The following is a 17103-nucleotide window of genomic DNA, read 5'->3' on the forward strand; positions in this document are numbered from 1 at the left end:
ATGAGCACATCGAAAATGCTTGAGGAATGACCATGGTTCGTATTGCTTGTGTAGGTATTACCGTGATGGATCGCATCTATTACGTGGAAGGATTACCGACAGAAGGGGGTAAATATGTGGCGAAGCGCTATACGGAAGTGGGCGGCGGGCCTGCGGCGACCGCTGCCGTGGCTGCGGCGAAATTGGGCGCGCAGGTGGACTTTATTGGCCGTGTGGGCGATGACGACACCGGAAACAGCCTGCTGGCGGAACTGGAATCCCTGGGGGTAAATACCCGTTATACCCGCCGCTACACGCAGGCCATGTCGTCGCAGTCAGCGATTATGGTGGATGCCAAAGGAGAGCGGATTATCGTTAATTATCCCAGCCCGGATTTATTACCTGACGCCGACTGGCTTAACGACATCGATTTTTCGCAGTGGGATGTGGTGTTGGCGGATGTGCGCTGGCATGACGGCGCAAAACAGGCGTTTACGCTGGCGCGTCAGGCTGGCGTCATGACTGTTCTTGATGGCGATATTACGCCACAGGATATTAGCGAGCTGGTGGCGTTAAGCGACCACGCCGCCTTCTCCGAGCCAGGGCTGGCACGCCTGACGGGGATGAGCGAAGCCATTGATGCGCTAAAAAAAGCACAAATGCTCACAAATGGACATGTCTATGTCACGCGAGGCAGCGAAGGCTGCAACTGGTTGGAAAAAGCGGCGGTACGCCACCAACCGGGTTTTACCGTGGAGGTGGTGGATACTACTGGCGCGGGCGATGTTTTTCATGGCGCACTGGCATTTGGCCTGGCAAGCGGATACGCCATCGAAGAGGCTGTCAGATTCGCCAGCGGCGTTGCCGCGCTGAAGTGTACGCGCCCGGGTGGCCGGGCGGGTATCCCTGATTGTGAGCAAACCCGATCTTTCTTGTCACTTTTTGTATAATATGAGCAGTAGGAAGCTTTTAGAGGAATGCTCATGAGTCTTACCGAACTGACCGGTAATCCGCGACACGATCGGCTGTTAATGCTTATTGATGAGCGCGGCTATATGAATATCGATGAGTTAGCCAGTTTGTTGGAGGTCTCTACCCAGACGGTTCGCCGCGATATTCGTAAATTAAGCGAGCAGGGGCTGATTACGCGTCATCACGGCGGCGCTGGCAGAGCGTCCAGTGTGGTCAATACCGCCTTTGAGCAGCGAGAGGTCTCCTGGACGCAAGAGAAAAAAGCCATTGCGGAAGCCGTGGCTGACTATATTCCGGATGGCTCCACGATATTTATCACGATTGGAACGACGGTTGAGCAGGTGGCGCGCGCGCTGCTCAACCATAATCATCTGCGCATTATCACCAATAGCCTGCGCGTTGCGCACATTCTTTATAATAACCCTCGTTTTGAAGTGATGGTGCCTGGCGGCACGCTGCGCCCGCATAATAGCGGCATTATCGGGCCATCCGCGGCGGCGTTTGTGGCGGGGTTCCGGGCTGACTATCTCGTCACCAGCGTAGGCGCGATAGAGAGCGATGGCGCGTTACTGGAGTTTGATGTCAACGAAGCCAGCGTAGTGAAAACCATGATGGCCCACTCGCGACATATTCTGCTGGCCGCCGATCATACGAAATACCATGCTTCTGCGGCGGTTGAGATCGGCAATGTGTCACAGATTACCGCTCTGTTTACGGACGAGTATCCCGGTCCGGCATTACAGAATTTACTTCAATCCCAGCAAATCGAAGTGGTTCAGGTGAGTCCTTCGCTGGACGACGCCGTTTCAGCGTGACAAGCGCCCTTGCGCCGGAGGGTCGCGTCAGCGCTTTATCCGGCCAATAAAACGGCGCTGTGATGCAGGCGATATTGGGCATCGTCTGCGTTTCTATTGTCTTTTTGTTAATTGATTTATAAAGGGATACATAGTCAAACTTCTCCTTTCCCGCTACAGTTATTCATCCCCGGTTAGCAAGGAGAATGACATGCTCTACATCTTTGATTTAGGTAATGTGATTGTCGACATCGACTTTAACCGCGTATTAGGTGTGTGGAGCGATCTGAGTCGAGTACCGCTGGCTTCGCTGAAGCAAAAATTTACGATGGGCGAGACTTTTCACCAACATGAACGCGGTGAGATAACGGACGAAGCGTTTGCTGAAGCTTTCTGTCATGAAATGGCGTTATCGCTCAGTTATGAACAATTTGCGCACGGCTGGCAGGCGGTATTTGTCGGGTTACGGCCCGAAGTGATTGCTATCATGCATAAACTGCGCGAGCAGGGGCATCGCGTGGTGGTGCTATCCAATACTAACCGACTGCATACCCACTTCTGGCCGGAGGAATACCCGGAGGTGCGCGCTGCCGCCGACCATATCTATTTATCGCAGGACTTGGGAATGCGTAAGCCGGAAGCGCGTATTTATCAGCACGTCCTGCAGAAAGAAGGTTTTTCCGCTGCCGATGCGGTCTTTTTCGACGACAATGCCGATAATATAGAAGGGGCCAACCAGTTGGGGATCACCAGCATTCTGGTGAAGGATAAAGCCACCATCCCTGACTATTTCGCGAAGCTGTTATGCTAAAAACCGTTCACCAAAAAGCTGGACGCCATACGCGCCCTGTTCGGGCCTGGCTCAAGCTATTATGGCAGCGTATCGATGAGGATAATATGACGACTCTGGCGGGAAATCTCGCCTATGTCTCATTACTCTCCTTAGTACCGCTTATTGCCGTCGTTTTTGCCCTTTTCGCTGCTTTTCCGATGTTTTCTGATGTCAGCATTCAGTTACGCCATTTTATTTTTGCTAACTTTATGCCAGCCACCGGAGACGTGATTCAGCGCTATATTGAGCAGTTTGTCGCTAACTCCAACAAAATGACGGCGGTGGGCGCCTGTGGACTGATTGTGACGGCATTGCTGTTGATGTACGCCATTGATAGCGCCTTAAACACTATCTGGCGCAGCAAACGCACACGGCCAAAAGTGTACTCTTTTGCGGTGTACTGGATGATCCTCACGCTCGGCCCGCTTCTCGCTGGCGCCAGCCTGGCGATCAGCTCCTACCTGCTTTCTTTACGCTGGGCCAGCGATCTGAATACGGTCATCGACAATGTATTGCGCATCCTTCCGCTGCTGCTCTCGTGGATCTCATTCTGGTTACTTTACAGTATTGTCCCAACAACTCGCGTACCGAACCGTGACGCCCTTGTCGGCGCGTTTGTCGCAGCGTTGCTGTTCGAGGCCGGAAAGAAAGGTTTCGCGCTTTATATCACCATGTTCCCGTCATATCAGCTCATTTATGGCGTACTGGCAGTGATCCCTATCCTGTTTGTCTGGGTATACTGGACCTGGTGTATAGTCTTGCTTGGCGCAGAAATAACTGTCACTCTCGGGGAATACCGAAAACTCAAACAAGCCGCAGAACAAGAAGAAGCTGACCAACCATGATTGCATTAATTCAACGCGTAACCCGTGCCAGCGTCACCGTGGAGGACGAGGTGACGGGTGAAATCGGCCCAGGACTTTTGGTGTTATTGGGTGTCGAAAAAGAAGATGACGAACAAAAAGCGAATCGTCTGTGCGAGCGCGTGCTGGGATACCGTATCTTCAGCGATGCTGACGGCAAGATGAATCTGAATGTACAACAGGCTGGCGGCAGCGTGCTGGTGGTGTCGCAGTTTACGCTGGCGGCAGATACCGAGCGCGGTATGCGACCAAGCTTTTCTGGCGGGGCTGCGCCGGATCGCGCGCAGGCGCTTTATGAATATTTTGTCGAACGCTGCCGCCAGCAGGCGATAAACACGCAAACCGGACGCTTCGCTGCCGATATGCAGGTTGAGCTGGTTAATGACGGTCCCGTGACATTCTGGCTCCAGGTATGAGTCAGCTTCCGGCGTGGCCGCGGATAACAAGAGAGAGTACGGCTATGTATCACCTTCGAGTTCCGCAAACAGAAGAAGAATTAGAACGTTACTACCAGTTTCGCTGGGAGATGCTGCGTAAACCGCTGCACCAGCCGAAAGGGTCGGAACGGGATGGCTGGGATGCGTTGGCGCACCATCAAATGGTGGTGGATGAAGAAGGAAATTTAGTTGCAGTGGGCCGCCTGTATATCAATGCAGATAACGAGGCGTCTATCCGTTTTATGGCTGTACATCCCTCGGTACAGGATAAAGGGCTGGGGACATTAATGGCGATGACCCTGGAGTCTGTCGCCCGCCAGGAAGGCGTTAAGCGCGTCACCTGCAGCGCGCGCGAAGATGCGGTTGAGTTCTTTGCCAAACTCGGATTTGTCAATCAGGGGGAGATTACTACGCCCACAACCACGCCAATCCGCCATTTTCTGATGATTAAACCGGTAGCATCGCTGGATGATATCCTGCATCGCGGCGACTGGTGCGGGCAGCTTCAGCAGGCCTGGTATGAGCACATTCCATTGAGTGAAAAGATGGGGGTGCGCATTCAGCAGTACACCGGGCAAAAATTTATCACCACGATGCCGGAAACCGGTAATCAAAATCCGCATCACACGGTGTTTGCCGGCAGCCTGTTCTCCCTGGCGACGCTGACCGGATGGGGACTTATCTGGCTGATGCTCCGTGAACGCCATCTTGGCGGGACGATTATTCTTGCTGACGCCCATATTCGCTACAGTAAACCCATTAGCGGAAAGCCAAACGCCGTGGCTGATTTGGGGTCGCTAAGCGGTGATTTGGACAGGCTGGCGCGGGGTAAAAAAGCGCGTGTCCAGTTGCAGGTTGAACTGTTGGGCGGCGAGACCGCCGGAGCAATTTTCGAAGGCATTTATATCGTACTACCTGCGAAACCGTTCGGCCCGTATGAAGAGGGCGGGAATGAGGAGGAGTAGCTGGACATATCCAACTACTCGATGAAGGCATCCGCTGGTAGTTTAAAGCGTTGTGTAAGCGCTTTAATATGATTAACCGTTAGTGCTCTGCGGCCATTTAAGATGTTGCTGACGTTCGATTTAGAACCAAGTTCGTTGGCAAGATCTGCTGCTTTGAGACCGTATTGATCCATGAGCGTTCGCAATACTGAAACGCCAGGGGGCGTTTCCTCCAGATGTTGGTTGAGTGCTTTGAATTCCGGCGCATGTTTTTCGTATTCACTGATTCGGGCACAGAGCAATTCAAATAGTGGGTTTTCAAGATCGTCGTGGTCGACCAGAAACTCCACTAGCGCTAGTGCCCTGCGATACTCATTGTCATTTCGGTCTTCCCCCATCAGTGGGACGGTTTTTACCGCATCGCTGAAGGTATCAACGATCTTTTTTGCGCTGGTTGCATCCATCTGGCGATGAGTTCTCATTCTTTATTACCCCGATAATATGCGGTCAGTTTGTCATATTCGGCATGGGAAACGATATGTTTCACAAATATCTTATGTAACCTGAAATCTATGTAGGAAATGAGTCTCAGGCTGTTACCAGAAACATCAATCACCCACCATTTATCTCTGTACTTAAAATTATCCAGTGAAGGAATATACCGCTTCATCTCTTCAGGCTGAGTGAATGTTTTTTTCTCAAGAACATTCAGCAACTCAGTGAGGGCAAGCTCATGGTTTGGATACATGAGCATCGCTTCATTGAACGGTTTTCGGCTGATAACATGCACAATGTAGTTCCATTACAAAGTTTTCAACCTGAAAACAATTTAGTGCAACGTTATCCAGTTTTCAAGTTGAAAACAAAATTGAATTTTAGGTCATTTTGCCTGTTGATGGACTTACAACACGCCAGGCCACATCTCGCATGGCGCTTCGTGCCGCCTGGCTCACGCCTCCGAGCTGGAAAAACCCGTGGATAACGCCGAGATAGCGCTGGCAAGTACACGCCACGCCCTGGTCGTTCAGACGGTGATATAGCGCTTCGCCTTCATCACGCAGTGGGTCGAACTCTGCGGTGAGGATATGCACCGGCGGTAAACCGGCAAAATCTTCACGCCATATCGGACTGGCTTCCGGGTGGCGGAGGTCGGTACCCTGGAGATACATTTCGAAACCCGATAACAGCGTATCGCGGGTGATGATGTAGTCTTGCCCGTTGCTGGCATAGCTGGGGAAACTGGCGGTAGCGTCAAGCATCGGGTAGATCAACAGCAGCTTCGCCGGAGACCAGTGGGCGGTGGATTTCAGGCGTAGCGCGCTGACCAATGCCAAATGCCCGCCTGCGCTATCGCCAGCAAGCGTGATACGTTCACGATCGATGCCTAACTGCTCCGCGTATTGATGGACGATATTGGCCCCGCGTTCAGCGTCGTCATGAGCCGCAGGGAAGGTGTGCTCTGGCGCAAGGCGATACTGAATGGCAATCACCTTACAGCCGCTTTTCCAGGCCAGTTGCCGTAGCTGGGGGTCATGAGTCAGAAAGCCGCCGCTAACAAAACAGCCGCCGTGATAGTAGAGGATACAGGGTAGAGAACCGGATGCGTTTGGCGGCGAAACGACGCGAAATGTCATCCCTTCCAGCACGATATCTTCCGAACTCACCCGAATTTCTTTCTCACCCGCCAGCGTCGTGCTGGCAATATAGCCCGCTCTCCGGTCATCAATATTCTGCTCTCGTGAAGAGGGACGGCCCGCGGCGATAAACCCAGCGACCAGTTCGGCAATTCCTTTTTCCAGTGGCATATAACGCTCCTTTGACTGTATGTATGTACAGTTTATAACCTGGTTCGTTGGGGATGGAAAGTGGTGAAACGAGGGGATGATGATTCTGGATAGAGGTTCGCAAAAAATGGAATGCGGTTGGCGCTGGGTTTTTAATTTTTGTACTGTGAAACGATGATGCTATACGCCATTGACGTATAGATTATTTTCACTACTATAAGCCAATGGCGTATGGAATATGCAATTTATAGAAACGGAACTCTTTACTGAAGATGTTAAAAAACTGCTCGATGAGGATGAATACCATAAGCTTCAGGTTTTTATGGCTCAGCATCCAGATTGTGGTGATGTCATTCAGGAAACGGGCGGCCTGAGAAAAATGCGCTGGGGATCGCGAGGCAAAGGAAAGCGTAGTGGCGTGCGAATTATCTATTTTCACCGTAGTCAACGGTATGAGATTCGCTTGCTTCTGATTTATCAAAAAGGCATTAAAGATGATCTCACGCCGCAGGAAAAAGCGGTGCTTCGTATGCTGAATGAGAGGTGGTAGATGGATAAAGTGTTATTTGAGCGATTAACTCAAAGTATGTCTCAAATGAATGAAATCATTGAAGGGACCCGTGAACCTTCTCGTACCTTTCATATTGATGCAATGAAGATTAAAGAAATACGGCAGGCATCTGGGTTGTCGCAATCTAAGTTTGCAGAGCTGATTTCGGTCAACGTGGATACGCTGCGCAACTGGGAGCAAGGAAGACGTTCACCGACAGGGCCAGCCAAAGCGTTACTTCGCGCCATTGCCAACGACCCGAGAAACGTTATACAAGCATTGCGTTATTGAGCAATGATCCGGCTAACGTAGATTGCTAGCCGGTATACCAGAGAACTTATTCCCCTTCCCCCGGGAACAGGAACGGGTTGATGGAACTGCGGGCGAAGCCCTCCTGTTCCATGCGCGCGTCCAGCACCAGCGAGGCGAGGTCGTCGGCCACGGCTTCCACTTTCGGGTCTTTTTCCTGATAGAGAATCTTCAGGTAAGTTCCGCAATCGCCGCAGCTTTCGGCTTTCACCGCAGCCTGCTCATTTTCCAGCGACCAGTAGTGTAAGTCGCGGCTCTGTTCGCAGTTACTGCATTTTACGCGCACGACATGCCATTCGGTTTCGCACAGGTTACAGTGCAGATAACGCAGCCCCTGCGTGGTGCCGATCTGCACCATGCTGGAGACCGGCATCGAACCGCACACCGGGCAATACTGGCGCGCTTCACCGTATTCCGCGCGGGCTTTGCCTGGAATCAAGCTGGCCATTTGCGCCCAGTAAAGGGAGAGCGCGGCCCAGATAAACGGGGCTTTATCGCTGCTGACGGAGGCAAAATCCGAGGCAAACAGCGCGCTGGCCATCTGCTCCAGCTCCTGCTCTGAGGCTTTCTCCAGGTTCTCAATCACCGCCAGCGCGGGGCCGCTCATCTCGGGTTTTAGCTCGGCAATCAACGAATGCAGCAGTTTTTGCCAGTGCTTATCACGCGGCAGCACGTGGATATCCAGCGGCGGCTTGCCCTGGTCGTTCGCTTCTTTAATACGTGCGGTCAGATCCATCTCCAGCGGATGGTCGTACAGCACCACTTCCTGCGCGTGCGCGATAAGCGCGGCAAAGCGCAGGTAATCGCCCAGCGGGTTATTTTCAGCCAGCTCGCGCAGACGTTCGGCGCGGCGGTTGTAGACGTTTTTGAGTCGGGGGAACAATAACGGCGGAATCATATCCGCCGTACGTTTCTCGCTCGACCCCAGCTCATCTTGCGGGATTATGCGAATACTCATTCAGTTTCTTTTTCCGTTGTCTTGCGGACTTCTCGGTACCAGCGTGGGTGATGCTTCTTCGCCCACGACCGGGTTACCCAGCCTTCCACCATCGCGGTAATGGTGCCTTTCACCCAAAGGGCGGCGTAGATATGCACCATGATAACCACAATTAACGCTACTGCGGCAAAAGAATGCAACATTAACGCGAATCGGATCACCGGGATTGAGAAAGCAGGCGCAAAGTACGGACGCCAGATAATTACCCCGCTCACCAGCAGCAGCACCAGGAAGATAATCGCCGCCCAGAATACGCATTTCTGACCGAAGTTATAACGCCCGGTGTCACCCACTTCCTCGTTGACGACGATCTTACGAATATTCTTCGCCCAAAAGATATCATCCCGATTGATTAGATTGTGGTGCCAATAACGGAAAAACATGATGATGAACGAGGCAAACATAACCACGCCCACAAACGGGTGCAGAATTCGCGCCAGTTGTGGGGTGCCCAGGATATGCATCAACCAGTTGAAGGATGGGAATAAAAAGCCCAGCCCGCTCACCGCCGCCAGCACGAAGCAGAAGGCGACGATCCAGTGGTTGATGCGTTCCGGCGCCGTATAGCGCACGATGGTGTCACGTCGTTTCATTTGCGCACCTCGTCTTTCTCTTCATGCAGGTTGTCATCTTCCTCTTCCGCACGGTTCGGGCCGACGCCGACATAGTGGAAGACGCTGGCGGCAAAGGTCGCGGCAAAACCGAACGCGGCGAGCGGTTTCCAGACGCCTTTCCAGAACTTAACGGTTTCGCTGATTTCCGGGTTTTCCGGCAGACCGTGATACAGATTCGGCTTGTCGGCATGATGCAGCACGTACATGACATGCGTACCGCCTACTCCCGCCGGATCGTACAGACCCGCGTTGTCATAACCACGGGTTTTTAGTTCCGCCACACGCTCGCCCGCCAGCGTTTTCATATCCTCTTTCGAGCCAAAATGAATGGCGCCGGTTGGACAGGTCTTCACGCAGGCCGGTTCTTGCCCCACGGTCACGCGGTCAACGCACAGCGTACATTTATAGACGCGGTTGTCTTCCGGGTTAAGGCGCGGCACGTTGAACGGGCAGCCAGCGATACAGTAGCCGCAGCCGATACACTGCTCGGACTGGAAGTCGACAATACCGTTAGCGTACTGAATGATCGCCCCTTCCGCCGGACATGCCTTCAGGCAGCCGGGATCGGCGCAGTGCATACAGCCATCCTTACGGATCAGCCACTCCAGTTTGTCGTTCTGTTCCACTTCCGAGAAGCGCATCACCGTCCAGGATTTCGCGGTCAAATCAGCCGGGTTGTCATACACCCCGACGTTATTGCCCACTTCATCACGGATGTCGTTCCACTCGGAGCACGCCACCTGACACGCTTTACAGCCGATACAGGTGGTGACGTCGATGAGTTTCGCCACCTCTTCCTGGTGGTCCCGCGCCTGGGGCGCGGGGGTGAAACCGTTAGTGGCGGAACGACGAATGATGTCTTGCGATTGATAAGCCATAGGTCGTCTCCGTTACACCTTTTCCACGTTCACAAGGAAGGATTTAAACTCCGGCGTTTGCGTGTTCGCATCACCGACGAAAGGCGTTAACGTATTGGCGATAAAGCCTTTTTTCGCCACGCCTTCGTAGCCCCAGTGAATAGGAATACCGATGGTATCGATATCCTTGCCGTCCGCTTTCAGCGTGCGAATACGCTTGGTCACCACCGCTTTGGCTTTGATATAGCCGCGGTTCGAGGAGACCTTCACGGTATCGCCATGCGCGATACCGAGCTTATTCGCCAGCTTCTCGCCAATTTCCACAAACTGTTCCGGCTGGGCGATAGCGTTAAGCAACGCGTGCTTGGTCCAGTAGTGGAAGTGCTCGGTCAGACGGTAAGTGGTTCCGACATACGGGAACTTATCCGCTTTACCCAGCGCGTCGGCATCGTCTTTAAAGATACGGGCGGCAGGGTTAGAGATAACGTTCGGGTGCAGCGGGTTAGTGCCCAGCGGCGTTTCAAACGGCTCGTAGTGTTCCGGGAACGGCCCTTCCGCCATCTTATCGATAGCAAACAGGCGGCCCATCCCTTCCGGCTGCATGATAAACGGTCCGACGTCGCTGCCGGGCGCGGCGGCGCTGTAGTCCGGAATATCCCATCCGGCCCATTTTCCGCCTTCCCATTTCAGTAGCTGACGTTTCGGGTCCCAGGGATTACCCTGCGGATCGGCGGAGGCGCGGTTATAGAGGATGCGGCGGTTAAGCGGCCATGCCCATGCCCAGCCCAGCGTGTTGCCGAGACCAGACGGGTCGGCGTTATCACGACGCGCCATCATGTTGCCTTCCGGCGTCCAGCTACCGGCGAAAATCCAGCAGCCGCTGGACGTCGTACCGTCATCGCGCAGTTGCGCGAACGAACTGAGTTGTTGGCCTTTCTTCACCACCACCGCGCCGGTTGCCGGATCGATAAGATCGGCCAGCGCTTTACCGTTACTTTCCATCGCCACTTCTTCAGAGGCGGGTTCGTATGGTTTGGTGTAGTTCCAGGTCATATTCAGCACCTGTTCCGGGTTGGCGCCGCCCTGTTCAGAGTACATCTTACGCAGGCGTAAGAAGATACCGGCGAGGATTTCGCCGTCGGTCATGGCAATTCCCGGGGCGTCCGCGCCCTTCCAGTGCCACTGTAACCAGCGACCGGAGTTAACGATGGAACCATTTTCCTCGGCAAAACAGGTGGAAGGCAGACGGAACACTTCGGTCTGGATTTTCGCGGGATCAACGTCGTTCGACTCACCGTGGTTTTGCCAGAAGGTGGACGTTTCGGTGTTGAGCGGATCGATAGTCACCAGGTACTTCAGTTTGGAAAGCGACGCGACCACTTTGTTTTTGTTCGGGAATGAGGCCACCGGGTTAAAGCCCTGGCAGATATAGCCGTTGACCTTACCCTGTTTCATCATCTCGAAGTACTGCAACACGTCGTACCCTTTGTCCCACTTCGGTAGCCAGTCAAAGCCCCAGCTATTTTCCGCTGTCGCTTTATCACCAAAGAAGGCCTTCATCATCGAGACGAAGAATTTCGGATAGTTGCCCCAGTAGTTGACCTGATCCTTCAACAATGGCTTCGGCGTATTGGCAGCCAGATAGGTTTGCAGGTCGGTCTGTTTTTCGCTCGGCAGCGTCAGGTAGCCCGGCAGACTTTGCGACAGCAGTCCTAAGTCGGTCAGTCCCTGAATATTGGAGTGACCGCGCAGGGCGTTAACGCCGCCGCCCGCCATCCCCATGTTGCCGAGCAGAAGCTGGATCATCGCCATAGTACGGATGTTCTGCGCGCCGATGGAATGCTGCGTCCAGCCCAGCGCGTACAGGAACGACGCGGTTTTATCTTTTGCGCTGGTTTCTGCAATGTACTCGCACACTTTCAGGAAGTCCGCTTTCGGCGTACCGCAGATATTTTCTACCACGTCCGGCGTATAGCGTGAGACATGCTGTTTCAACAGATTCCAGACACAGCGCGGGTGTTGCAGTGTCGTATCGCGTTTGGCAAAACCGTTTTCGTCCAGCTCATAGTGCCAACTGGTTTTATCGTACTGCCGCTTGTCTGCGTCATAGCCGGTGAACAGACCATCATCGAAGCCAAAATCTTCACGCACGATCAGGCTGGCATTGGTATAGGCCTCGGTGTATTCACAGTTGTATTTTTCGTTGGTCAGCAGATACAGCATCACGCCTGACAAGAAGGCAATGTCAGTACCAGAGCGTATTGGCGCATAGAAATCGGCCACCGACGCGGTACGCGTAAAGCGCGGATCGATCACAATCAGCTTCGCGCCGTTGTGAATTTTGGCTTCCATCGCCCAGCGGAACCCGACCGGGTGAGCTTCTGCGGCGTTACCGCCCATCACCACGACGAGGTTGGCGTTCTTGATGTCGACCCAGTGGTTGGTCATCGCACCGCGACCAAATGTTGGAGCAAGACTTGCTACCGTTGGTCCGTGTCAGACACGCGCCTGGTTGTCGACCGCGAGCATACCCAGCGCGCGGGAGAATTTTTGCGTTAAATAACCCGTCTCGTTACTGGATGCGGAAGCGCACAGCATCCCGGTGGTGAGCCAGCGGTTAACGGTAACGCCTTCGGCGTTCTGCGCCTGATAGTTGGCGTCGCGATCTTCCTTCATCAGTTTAGCGATTCGGTCAAACGCTTCTTCCCAACTGATCTGTTGCCACTTATCTGAACCCGGCGCGCGGTATTGCGGGAATTTCAGGCGGCTTTCAGAGTGGATAAAGTCCACCAGACCGGCCCCTTTCGGGCACAGCGCGCCACGGCTTACCGGATGATCCGGGTCCCCTTCGATATGGAAAATAGATGCTTTGGCGTTTTTCGCACCGTCGCCGAGGCTGTACATCAACAGCCCGCAGCCAACGGAACAGTAGGTGCAGGTGTTACGGGTTTCGCGGGTGCGCAGCAGTTTATATTGCCGTGTTTCCGCTAGCGCTACGCCGGGCGCGAAGCCCAGTGCCGCCGCCGTGGTGCCTGCCATACCGCCAGCGCAGATCTTAAAGAACTGCCTTCTGCTGACCTGCATGGTTTGCTCCTTGTTTCGACATTGTCACTTCTCTTTCACATTTCTCTATCTGAAACGCTCAGGGAGTGGTTGTTATTTTTCTTTGCGGACGGGCCCGCAAAGGTTCAGAATTGGATAAATTTTCCTCCATCCGGGAGGAGTTGTAACAGAATACCATAATGTTGGTGTGTGTGTTCTTATATGGTTAAAAGAAAGTGAACAATATACTGTCTGAAGAAGTCCTAAATGTGACTGATTTCACAACCTCACGCCAGTTGACTCTCTGGAAACGCGAGGATTTGCAGTCCCCCCAACTTGATGATGTTGCCGAGGAAGTGCCAGTGGCACTGGTGTATAACGGCATTTCGCATGTCGTTATGATGGCCTCTCCGAAAGATCTGACGCATTTCGCAATAGGGTTTTCTCTGTCGGAAGGGATCATTGACAGCCCGCGTGAAATCTATGGCATGGACGTTGTGCCGTCCTGTAACGGACTTGAAGTGCAGATTGATCTTTCCAGCCGTCGATTTATGGGGCTGAAAGCGCGTCGTCGCGCGCTGGCCGGACGCACCGGTTGCGGCGTGTGTGGCGTGGAACAGCTCAATGACATTGGTAAGCCGGTGCAACCGCTGCCGTTTAGCCAAACGTTTAATCTCGGTAACCTTGATCGCGCGTTAAAACATCTGAATGATTTTCAACCGACGGGTAAGCTGACGGGTTGTACGCACGCTGCGGCGTGGGTCATGCCGTCGGGTGAACTGGCGGGGGGCCATGAAGATGTCGGACGCCACGTTGCGCTGGATAAACTGCTCGGCCGCCGCGCTACGGAAGGTGAGGAATGGCGGCAAGGCGCGGCGCTGGTTTCCAGTCGTGCGAGTTACGAAATGGTGCAGAAGTCGGCGATGTGCGGTGTGGAAATTTTGTTTGCGGTTTCTGCTGCCACCACGCTCGCGGTTGACGTCGCTGAACGGTGTAATCTGACGCTGGTGGGGTTCTGTAAGCCGGGTCGGGCGACGATTTATACCCATCCGCAGCGGTTAGTCGCAGACTAAAATAGTACCCTCTACATTTGCGTAAAATATATATTTTCTCAATTTTACAGCCTCTCTTGATAACGGAATCACGTATAGTGGCGAGGCCATACAGGTTTTAATCGTTTTTATGCTGGGCCGCAGCTTATTCCAGCCATTCACGAGGCGCTTGCTACCCGGTAATACTTCGAACGAAAAAAGCGCCCCTGGGGCGCTCTTTCGGCAGTCGCTAACGACTTATTTGCTCAGTTTAGCGGTCATATGCACGCGATTTGCAGCGTGAAAAGCTTAGAACTCACGCTCAAGATGATAGCCATTATAGGTATCGATGAGTTCGTTATAAGCTTTAACCACAGCCTCATAAGAACCATCTACCATATCGCCGCTGCCGCTATTGAGGTAGTCCTGCTCATGCGAGGTATACGCCACGTTATCGCGCACGCGCCGAATGCGTTTTTTCACCTTGCCCTGGAATTTTTCCAGCTCAGAAATAAAACCAGGGAAGCTACGATGTTTATCTATATCAACGTTGATCTTCTCGTTTAGCTTCTGAGTATGCTCTTCAAAATCAGCGAGCTGTTTGCTTACTGCCGCCACATCAAAAGAAGCATCAGCTACAGCGTCATTAAGCGTCTCGGCTTCCTGCATCGTCAAAAGCGTATAGTACTTAATGGATTTACCTTCTTTCTTCTCGGTCACCTTAATTTCATTAGCCGCATGCTGCTTACTCATAATGGTAATCTCGGCGATATATTTCTTCGCAATGGGATCAAACTCATCGAACTGTTTTATAAACGTTTTATGGAACGCTTTAGCGCCAGCAAAGGCATCATCCTTGAAGTTATCTTGATCATAGTATTTATTCATACTATTGATTGTTTCAGCTAGTGGCCCAGCCGCATTAATAAATGCCAGAGCAGCACTATCCAGAGAGGCAAACGCCGGCTTTAATTCAGCCGCCGCCTTGATGTCTTTCCGGCAGTCCTGGATAAATGCAGGATACACAGGAACCAGCGGAGAGGGATCGTCTTCCTTACCGGTAGGGCCGGCGCGGAAATCGTCGAATGTGTTAGCATAACGATTTACAGCACGGTAAATATCTGCCTGGAGATTATTATAACAATCAATGTAAACATTCAGCTTTTGGTTAAGAACATCGTTCGCATCTGCGCTTTCCGCTGATGTGGATTGTGTATTGCTCGCTGATGAATCCGCACTTTGAGCTACAGGTTGTTCGTCCGCTTTTTTTTCATCACAAGCGCTTAGCCCGGCAGTCATCAGCATAGCGATAATAATTGATGATAACAAATCCTTTTTCATTAGAATAACCTATAAATAATATCATTGAAATTTACAGATTCATTTTAATGAAAAAAAACAGGTATGTGATTTATTCAACACAAAAAATACTTAATCCATATTTCATTATAATTAACATTATCAATATCAATGTGTTCGTTAAAATAAGAGAACCCCAACGTAAATATACAAAAGGCAATTAAATGAAAAGGAATTTATTATCCTCAGCGATAATCATTGCATTAATAGCGTTAGGGACAACGGGATGCGACGACCAAAAATCCCAGAAAAGTACGTTAACAGACTCTTCAGCCACCAGTACCTCCGTGAATCAGAATGATTCGGATGCAATATTGGCACAAAAAATGAATGTTTATGTTGAATGCTATAATGATATTAATCCCATGATTCTTTCGAGTGTTAAAGGCTATGCCGATTGGGTGGACATGGATAAAGGTCCAACGGGTAAAGAACGGTATATCAGAGGGATGGGAGATGTTACTGTCGATTTAGATAGATGTCTGGCAAAAATAACAAAAGTTTCATCATTGAAACCTGAACTAAAGCCCATCGATACTCTGGCGCTAAACTATATTAATTCTTCAATAGACATGAAGAAAATAATACGTGAAATGAATAGTTACTATACCCAGGAAGACTACAAGGATGATGCTTTCACGAAAGCGAAAACTCTGCATACTCAGTTTATGCAGACATTATCGGTATTCAAACCGGCATCAGAGGCCTATGAAGATGCTATTCGTACAATGAATGACCAACGCCAGATGTTACAGTTGAAGAAGATTGAAGCTAAAGAAGGTAAGTCGTTTGACTACTATTCACTGTCAATGATGTTAATTAGTAAGAAAACTAATCAGCTTTTGCAAAATGACGGGTTTAATGTGGATGACGCGATGAAGCAAGTACAGGCGTTGAATGAGCATGTTGCGCAACTGAAAGCCAAACAAAATGACACCAAAAGTGGTTCTTTTCAGCGCGAGCAGTTTCTTGAGGCTGCAGACAAATATGTGCTGGCTGTAAAAACGCGAGTTCGTCGTGAACGAGATCACATCCCTTTGACCGACAGCGATAAAGAGAATCCGGCATGGGCTGAGGGTTCTTTTGATAAGGTAATCAGAGGTTATAATGATTTAGTGACAAGGTTTAATTTAATGAACTGAATGATTAAACTTTCAGGTAAAGTGTTTTTATTGGGAAGAATTACTTAAGCAACGTGATAAACGTCTGATGGTCCGTTAACCTCGTAAATAGAACGGAATGTACCAGCGACTAAAAAACATTAAATATTATTTGGTTATTGTGACAATATCAGCATTTCCGCACGGCTTGGTTAATGAACGATTTTATTTTTTATTGAAATTTGTTAATGATATTCATGTGATTTATATTGTTTATTTTTTTTTGAAAATATAATTATGTTGAATAAGTTACAATAATTTTTACATTATTAATACAATCGTTAATATCGTAACTATTCCCGATTATGTATATACTCATTGCGCCTCGTCATGATGCTTTAGCATCATGACGGTAACATTAATTATTTGTCCGATTTTTACATATACACGAAATCATTCAAGTTGCATCAAGGCAGCAAGGGAATGAATCCCCTGGAGCGTACATAAGTACGTGACTGGGGTGAATGAGCGCAGCCAACGCAGAGGCAGCTTGAAGGATGAAATGTATAGCCAAGAAACAATCATCGTATCAATAATGAATATGAGCTGGATGCGATGATTGCGTGTTAAACCGAAAGT

General features: G+C 51.1%; 18 protein-coding genes. 10 read left to right on the top strand and 8 right to left on the bottom strand.

Translation table 11 applies throughout. The features are described from left to right. Positions 1-32 precede the first annotated feature (32 nt). From NBA72_RS20245 to fabY, 6 genes are all read left to right on the top strand, one after another. Positions 33-929 carry a sugar kinase gene (locus NBA72_RS20245; RefSeq protein WP_001520529.1) on the top strand — a complete coding sequence of 299 codons (897 nt, stop codon included), beginning with the start codon at positions 33-35 and terminating at the stop codon, positions 927-929. Between the two features lie 33 nt (positions 930-962). Continuing rightward, entirely contained in the window at positions 963-1766 is an 804-nt protein-coding gene (locus NBA72_RS20250; RefSeq protein WP_000059693.1) for a DeoR/GlpR family DNA-binding transcription regulator, read from the top strand. Positions 1767-1956: 190 nt separating this feature from the next. Continuing rightward, a complete protein-coding gene (yihX, locus tag NBA72_RS20255; protein ID WP_000965695.1) occupies positions 1957-2556 on the top strand; it encodes a glucose-1-phosphatase in 600 nt (199 codons plus the stop codon). After that, positions 2550-3422 (top strand): virulence factor BrkB family protein, encoded by an 873-nt coding sequence (locus NBA72_RS20260; protein ID WP_000921423.1) that lies wholly within the window; start codon positions 2550-2552, stop codon positions 3420-3422. Before yihX ends, NBA72_RS20260 begins: the two co-directional genes overlap by 7 nt. Beyond that, the gene (dtd, locus tag NBA72_RS20265) at positions 3419-3856 is read left to right on the top strand and encodes a D-aminoacyl-tRNA deacylase (RefSeq protein ID WP_000560969.1); all 438 of its coding nucleotides are present in this window, start codon (positions 3419-3421) and stop codon (positions 3854-3856) included. The genes NBA72_RS20260 and dtd overlap by 4 nt, the downstream gene beginning before the upstream one ends. 44 nt (positions 3857-3900) lie before the next feature. Next, positions 3901-4842, top strand: a complete 942-nt coding sequence (fabY, locus tag NBA72_RS20270; protein ID WP_001518251.1) for a fatty acid biosynthesis protein FabY — start codon at positions 3901-3903, stop codon at positions 4840-4842. 14 nt (positions 4843-4856) lie between these two features. Here fabY and NBA72_RS20275 read toward each other — a convergent pair whose 3' ends face one another. From NBA72_RS20275 to NBA72_RS20285, 3 genes are all read right to left on the bottom strand, one after another. Beyond that, complete coding sequence (locus NBA72_RS20275; protein WP_001259010.1) at positions 4857-5303, bottom strand: helix-turn-helix domain-containing protein; 447 nt, start codon at positions 5301-5303, stop codon at positions 4857-4859. Next, positions 5300-5611 (bottom strand): type II toxin-antitoxin system HigB family toxin, encoded by a 312-nt coding sequence (locus NBA72_RS20280; protein WP_000558166.1) that lies wholly within the window; start codon positions 5609-5611, stop codon positions 5300-5302. The genes NBA72_RS20275 and NBA72_RS20280 overlap by 4 nt, the downstream gene beginning before the upstream one ends. 85 nt (positions 5612-5696) lie before the next feature. Beyond that, positions 5697-6626, bottom strand: a complete 930-nt coding sequence (locus tag NBA72_RS20285) for an alpha/beta hydrolase (RefSeq protein WP_001127698.1) — start codon at positions 6624-6626, stop codon at positions 5697-5699. 217 nt (positions 6627-6843) lie between these two features. Between NBA72_RS20285 and NBA72_RS20290 the strand changes: the two genes are divergently transcribed. Together NBA72_RS20290 and NBA72_RS20295 are read left to right on the top strand one after the other, a co-directional pair. Further along, positions 6844-7155: a hypothetical protein gene (locus NBA72_RS20290; protein ID WP_023138876.1), complete on the top strand. Its 312-nt coding sequence runs from the start codon at positions 6844-6846 to the stop codon at positions 7153-7155. Next, complete coding sequence (locus NBA72_RS20295; protein ID WP_000362050.1) at positions 7156-7446, top strand: helix-turn-helix domain-containing protein; 291 nt, start codon at positions 7156-7158, stop codon at positions 7444-7446. 46 nt (positions 7447-7492) lie between these two features. On the opposite strand, the gene fdhE is transcribed toward NBA72_RS20295, so the two are convergent. The 4 genes from fdhE to fdnG are packed head-to-tail and all read right to left on the bottom strand — an operon-like array spanning position 7493 to position 13016. Next, complete coding sequence (fdhE, locus tag NBA72_RS20300) at positions 7493-8422, bottom strand: formate dehydrogenase accessory protein FdhE (protein WP_000027730.1); 930 nt, start codon at positions 8420-8422, stop codon at positions 7493-7495. Then, positions 8419-9054: a formate dehydrogenase cytochrome b556 subunit gene (fdoI, locus tag NBA72_RS20305; RefSeq protein ID WP_000829025.1), complete on the bottom strand. Its 636-nt coding sequence runs from the start codon at positions 9052-9054 to the stop codon at positions 8419-8421. The genes fdhE and fdoI overlap by 4 nt, the downstream gene beginning before the upstream one ends. After that, positions 9051-9953, bottom strand: a complete 903-nt coding sequence (fdxH, locus tag NBA72_RS20310) for a formate dehydrogenase subunit beta (RefSeq protein ID WP_000331361.1) — start codon at positions 9951-9953, stop codon at positions 9051-9053. The genes fdoI and fdxH overlap by 4 nt, the downstream gene beginning before the upstream one ends. Positions 9954-9965: 12 nt before the next feature. Then, positions 9966-13016 (bottom strand): formate dehydrogenase-N subunit alpha, encoded by a 3051-nt coding sequence (gene fdnG, locus NBA72_RS20315; protein WP_077917559.1) that lies wholly within the window; start codon positions 13014-13016, stop codon positions 9966-9968. Between the two features lie 194 nt (positions 13017-13210). On the opposite strand from fdnG, the gene fdhD reads away from it, so the two are divergent. Further along, on the top strand, positions 13211-14047 hold the full coding sequence (gene fdhD, locus NBA72_RS20320; protein WP_024154442.1) for a formate dehydrogenase accessory sulfurtransferase FdhD: 837 nt from the start codon (positions 13211-13213) through the stop codon (positions 14045-14047). A 267-nt stretch (positions 14048-14314) separates the two neighbouring features. On the opposite strand, the gene NBA72_RS20325 is transcribed toward fdhD, so the two are convergent. Continuing rightward, positions 14315-15346, bottom strand: coding sequence for a YiiG family protein (locus NBA72_RS20325; protein WP_042948954.1), 1032 nt, complete (start codon positions 15344-15346; stop codon positions 14315-14317). Positions 15347-15528: 182 nt separating this feature from the next. On the opposite strand from NBA72_RS20325, the gene NBA72_RS20330 reads away from it, so the two are divergent. Beyond that, positions 15529-16506 carry a YiiG family protein gene (locus NBA72_RS20330; protein ID WP_042948955.1) on the top strand — a complete coding sequence of 326 codons (978 nt, stop codon included), beginning with the start codon at positions 15529-15531 and terminating at the stop codon, positions 16504-16506. Positions 16507-17103: the final 597 nt, after the last annotated feature.

It is taken from the genome of Salmonella sp. NW1250, assembly GCF_051812965.1.
GTDB lineage: Bacteria > Pseudomonadota > Gammaproteobacteria > Enterobacterales > Enterobacteriaceae > Salmonella > Salmonella enterica.

Excerpts from the sequence above, each read along its gene's own strand:
- NBA72_RS20245 (WP_001520529.1), top strand. The coding sequence starts at position 33 with ATGGTTCGTATTGCTTGTGTAGGTATTACCGTGATGGATCGCATCTAT.
- NBA72_RS20250 (WP_000059693.1), top strand. The coding sequence starts at position 963 with ATGAGTCTTACCGAACTGACCGGTAATCCGCGACACGATCGGCTGTTA.
- yihX (WP_000965695.1), top strand. The coding sequence starts at position 1,957 with ATGCTCTACATCTTTGATTTAGGTAATGTGATTGTCGACATCGACTTT.
- NBA72_RS20260 (WP_000921423.1), top strand. The coding sequence starts at position 2,550 with ATGCTAAAAACCGTTCACCAAAAAGCTGGACGCCATACGCGCCCTGTT.
- dtd (WP_000560969.1), top strand. The coding sequence starts at position 3,419 with ATGATTGCATTAATTCAACGCGTAACCCGTGCCAGCGTCACCGTGGAG.
- fabY (WP_001518251.1), top strand. The coding sequence starts at position 3,901 with ATGTATCACCTTCGAGTTCCGCAAACAGAAGAAGAATTAGAACGTTAC.
- NBA72_RS20275 (WP_001259010.1), bottom strand. The coding sequence starts at position 5,303 with ATGAGAACTCATCGCCAGATGGATGCAACCAGCGCAAAAAAGATCGTT.
- NBA72_RS20285 (WP_001127698.1), bottom strand. The coding sequence starts at position 6,626 with ATGCCACTGGAAAAAGGAATTGCCGAACTGGTCGCTGGGTTTATCGCC.
- NBA72_RS20290 (WP_023138876.1), top strand. The coding sequence starts at position 6,844 with ATGCAATTTATAGAAACGGAACTCTTTACTGAAGATGTTAAAAAACTG.
- NBA72_RS20295 (WP_000362050.1), top strand. The coding sequence starts at position 7,156 with ATGGATAAAGTGTTATTTGAGCGATTAACTCAAAGTATGTCTCAAATG.
- fdhE (WP_000027730.1), bottom strand. The coding sequence starts at position 8,422 with ATGAGTATTCGCATAATCCCGCAAGATGAGCTGGGGTCGAGCGAGAAA.
- fdoI (WP_000829025.1), bottom strand. The coding sequence starts at position 9,054 with ATGAAACGACGTGACACCATCGTGCGCTATACGGCGCCGGAACGCATC.
- fdxH (WP_000331361.1), bottom strand. The coding sequence starts at position 9,953 with ATGGCTTATCAATCGCAAGACATCATTCGTCGTTCCGCCACTAACGGT.
- NBA72_RS20325 (WP_042948954.1), bottom strand. The coding sequence starts at position 15,346 with ATGAAAAAGGATTTGTTATCATCAATTATTATCGCTATGCTGATGACT.
- NBA72_RS20330 (WP_042948955.1), top strand. The coding sequence starts at position 15,529 with ATGAAAAGGAATTTATTATCCTCAGCGATAATCATTGCATTAATAGCG.